5 protein-coding genes are annotated in these 3833 nt (G+C 68.0%); 2 read left to right on the top strand and 3 right to left on the bottom strand.

Annotated features, from left to right (window positions below):
* Window positions 1-40 precede the first annotated feature (40 nt).
* Window positions 41-343 (top strand): hypothetical protein, encoded by a 303-nt coding sequence (locus tag VGJ14_02970; protein HEY2831361.1) that lies wholly within the window; start codon window positions 41-43, stop codon window positions 341-343.
* 105 nt (window positions 344-448) lie between these two features.
* On the opposite strand, the gene VGJ14_02965 is transcribed toward VGJ14_02970, so the two are convergent.
* The 3 genes from VGJ14_02965 to VGJ14_02955 all read right to left on the bottom strand — a co-directional run bounded on the left by VGJ14_02965 (window position 449) and on the right by VGJ14_02955 (window position 3368).
* Entirely contained in the window at window positions 449-1261 is an 813-nt protein-coding gene (locus tag VGJ14_02965; GenBank protein HEY2831360.1) for an ExeA family protein, read from the bottom strand.
* Window positions 1258-2700, bottom strand: a complete 1443-nt coding sequence (locus VGJ14_02960) for a DDE-type integrase/transposase/recombinase (GenBank protein ID HEY2831359.1) — start codon at window positions 2698-2700, stop codon at window positions 1258-1260. The genes VGJ14_02965 and VGJ14_02960 overlap by 4 nt, the downstream gene beginning before the upstream one ends.
* Before the next feature lie 68 nt (window positions 2701-2768).
* The gene (locus tag VGJ14_02955) at window positions 2769-3368 is read right to left on the bottom strand and encodes a hypothetical protein (protein ID HEY2831358.1); all 600 of its coding nucleotides are present in this window, start codon (window positions 3366-3368) and stop codon (window positions 2769-2771) included.
* Between the two features lie 150 nt (window positions 3369-3518).
* On the opposite strand from VGJ14_02955, the gene VGJ14_02950 reads away from it, so the two are divergent.
* A partial coding sequence (locus VGJ14_02950) for a hypothetical protein (GenBank protein ID HEY2831357.1) occupies window positions 3519-3833 on the top strand: 315 nt, incomplete at its 3' end.

The raw sequence follows: 3833 nt of genomic DNA, 5'->3' as shown, positions 1-3833 counted from the left end.
GACCGACATTGACCCCTGTTGACCGGGGCATGTTGTTGGCATGTTGCTGGACGCCGACACCCTGACCTGCACCGACACCTCCCCCGTCCGCCCCGACCCGAAGCCAAGAACGCGGCCGGTGGTGCTGTGTCAAGGCACGCTTTCCCGCCTTGACACAGTGCTGCCGGCCGTTGTCATGCTTGGCGCGTCGGGGCCGTCAGCTATTGGGATCCAACAGCTCAGTCTCGTTGAGCTGGTAGAGCGGCGCGAGGGTGTGTTCGGTTTCGAGGTAGCCACGAGCCGGACCGACTGGTTTCAGGCCGAAGTCTTCGTTGAGCTGCCGGTGAGTGTTGACCGGCGTTGAAAATGAGGATGACGGCGGCGTTGACGGTGAGCATGTGCGGGTGTGAGAAACCCCGCCGGGCGGTTGCCGGGCGGGGTCGTGATCCTCATCGTGTCGGGATGCTGCTCACTCTGCCGTGACCTCCGCGATCCCAGCGCGGACGGATGACTCGTCGACTATGGTCTTGTCCAGGGCGAACGCGGCGATCAGTGCTTGAACGGCGAGGTTGTTGACCGCGCGGGGATAACCGCGGCTGGTCTGGTGGACCAACCCGACCGCATCGTCGGAGAACAGGGTGTCTGACCGCCCGGCCAACGCCAGGTGGTGCCGCAGGTAGCCGGTGGTCTCCTCGGGCGTCATGGCAGGCATCGCGTAACGCAGCCCGATTCGCTGATCTAACGCGGCGAGCACCCCGAGTTTCATGCGTCGCCGCAGGGTGGGTTGGCCGACCAGCAGGCAGGCGAACGGGCTGGTGGAGTCCATGTCGTGGTTGGTCAGCATCCGGATCGACTCCAGTTGTGGGTGGTCGAGCAGGTGGGCCTCGTCGATCACCAGCACCGGAGTGCGGCCCCGTTCGACCTGCTCGGTCGCCAGGGCGTCGGTGGCCTGGGGAACCAACGTGGCGTGGTGGACCAGGGGTTGCCCGCCCAAGGCAGCGACGATCTGGTGGTGGATACCGCGGACCCCGATGGTCGGGTTGGGTAGGTAGATGATGCTGTGCCTGCTGGTGTCCAGGGTGGAGAGGGCGGCACGGACGGCGACGGTCTTGCCGGCGCCGACCTCGCCGGTGATCACGCCGATGCGACGTTCGGTGACGCACCAACCGATGCGGGCGACGGCCTCGTTGTGGGCGTGGTGGCGGTGCAGCATCCCGGGTGCGAGATCCCGACCGAAGGGCATGCGGCTGAACCCGTAGAAGCCCTGCAGTTTGTCGATCACGAGGTGGTCTCCTTGTCCGCGAGGCCGCCGGTGAGCAGGTCGAGTTGCCCGGGAATCTGGTCGTGGGTATGTGGGGCGCTGCTGACGTCGCTGCCGGTGAGAGCGGCGTAGTTGACCCCGCGGGCGAGCTGGGCCTGGTGCGCGGTGTCGATCAGCGCGGCGTAGTCGATGCCGGTCGGTTCCGGTGGTGTCGGGGGTGTTTCGGGTCGGGCTTTGGGGTGAGCGTGCCGGCCGATGCGGTGCGGGATCGCCAGGCCCTGCGGGACTCCGGCGAGCCGGACTTCGATGCGGGCCAGGTCGAATGGGTCGAACACCAGCTCCACCTTCCGTCCGACCAGACCGGCATCGACCTGGTAGGTGTTGCCGTGCAACGAGATGGTGGCGGTCTTGGTGACAGTGCGGCGCTCCTCCCACAGGAACGCCTCGGCCAACGCCGCGGGTGAGGGCAGTGGGAACGGCGCGCTGGCTGACCAGCGGACCAGGGGCTGCTGCCCGGTCTCGGAATGCGGGTGGCGGTGATAGACCGTCTCGGCCCAGGCGGCGAATAACCGGTTCAACTCAGTCAGATCGGCGACGAAGTGCCGACCCGCAACGTCGGGGTCTCCGGTGATCTCGACCAGGAACTGATCCCGGACTGTCCGGAATAGACGCTCAATCTTCCCTCTGCCCTGGGGGCGGCCCGGGGTGGAGTGGGTGAGCTTGATGCCCAGCTTCGCGCACGCCCGTAGCAGCCAGGCGTCCACGAACGCTGACCCGTTATCCACATAGATCGCTTCGGGGACACCGCGGGATGCCAGCGCTGGTCGCAGTGCGGCGGCCAACCGCACGGTGTCCTCGGCATAGCCGAACCGATACCCGACCAGCGCCCGGGAATGATCGTCGACAAAGGCAAAAAGGTAGGTTTTGCGGCCGGCGACGACCGGGCCGTGCAGGGCGTCGCCGGTCCATAATTCGTTCGGGCGGGCCGCTTCGAACCGGCCGAACACACTGACCGTGCTGGCAGCGCTCGGCCCGGTCAGGCCGATGCGGGTGAAGTGGCGTTGCAGGGTCCGTTCGTCCGGGGACCACCCAAGCTGGGCGCGCAGGATCCGGCGGACCGCCGCGGCGGTGCGATCCGGGTTCTCCCGCCGCAACCCGACCGCCAGCTCCATCACCTCGGCCGGCGTCCGTTGATGGGTCTGGCGCGGGCTGGGCACCAGCGCGTCGAACCCACCGGCCCGCCAGTCCCGGATCCAGCGATCCAGCGTTTGGCGGGAGACCCGCACCCGCCGGCCGAACGGATCGGTGTGCTCGGCGGCGGCGATCGCCCGCACCAACCGGCCACGGTGTTTGGTGGAGTGCCCTGGATCAGCGACCTCGCGAATGAGTTGATACCGGAACAGCCCGATCGCCCGCGCCCGATCGGTACGCACCTGCTGTTCGTGCTCGACTGCGGCCAACGCCGTGAACCTCCCTGCTCGTTCCATAAAGGACAAGCAGAAAAGGATCACGAATGATCACCGCCGTGTCAGGGGCAACCCGTGTTGATCGACACCGTCGGCCAGCCCGGGGACAACAACCGGCCACCCGAGATCGCCGCGGCCATCTCCCATACCGGCACCATGGGCACCACGAACCGGGCAGCAGCGGCCCGAGCCGTCGCGACGATCGCGGCCATCGCGTCGGCCCACACGCTCCCGGCGGGCTGCGGCATCACCGGATCCGGCACCAACACCCGCAACCACACCGTGAACACCGATCGCACCGCCTCAACCCTGCCGGCGAACCGGCGTAACCAGCCCCGCACCGTGTCCACGGGCCGACCCAATTCCACCGCGATCGACCGATACCCGACGCCGGCTGCTTTGGCGGCCAACGCCGCACCGATCACCACAGCCAGATCCGCCCGCCGCACCAACATCCCTATCGGCAGCAACACATGCGTGACGTGGCAGCCCACGCACCGCGACCGACGTGGCCGCACCCGCACCGGACCGTTCACGCCGCGGAGGGTCCGTTCCCGGCCGTGTCCCCACCCGGCGAGCACCCCGCCGCAGTCCGGGCAGGCCAGCCGCCCGCCAATCAACCGCCGCTCGACGCGGACGGCGTCCATCTCTACCGTGACCAACGGTGCCTCCGCACCATCGCACGGCCCTCCCGCGGGGCTCCGGCAAGAGACGACGGGAGGGCCGTCGCCTGTTGTGACGTGCTCACGGTGCCGCCGGACACGATCAACAGCAACCAGGTCACACCGGACTCGGACCCATGCTCACCGTGAATGCCGGAGATCTACTCCCAGATGCTCATCTTCAACGCCGGACTACACACCGGCTATGCCAGCGCCGTTACACGCTGGCTCGCCGTCCCCACCGATCCCCCCACGACGGGCCACGGCCCGCGACGCTGCGGCGGGGAGGACCTCCACGACCTCCGTGAGACCGCAGACCAAGCCCGGTTGTGGGACGCGAAGTTCGGCGGCGGCGATTGGCGACTCAGTTCGATGACCCACTGCCTGCGTGACCGGGCCCTGCCCCTGCTCACCGGCTCCTACACCGAGCAGATCGGCCACGAACTGTTCACAATCACCGCGGAG

Source organism: Sporichthyaceae bacterium (assembly GCA_036493475.1).
Lineage (GTDB): Bacteria > Actinomycetota > Actinomycetes > Sporichthyales > Sporichthyaceae > DASQPJ01.
Note: the sequence above shows the minus strand (reverse complement) of the source record. Positions and strands in the feature narration are given on the sequence as shown.

Bases quoted from the DNA above. Each gene is read 5' to 3' on its own strand.
- VGJ14_02970 (HEY2831361.1), top strand. From the start codon at position 41: ATGTTGCTGGACGCCGACACCCTGACCTGCACCGACACCTCCCCCGTC.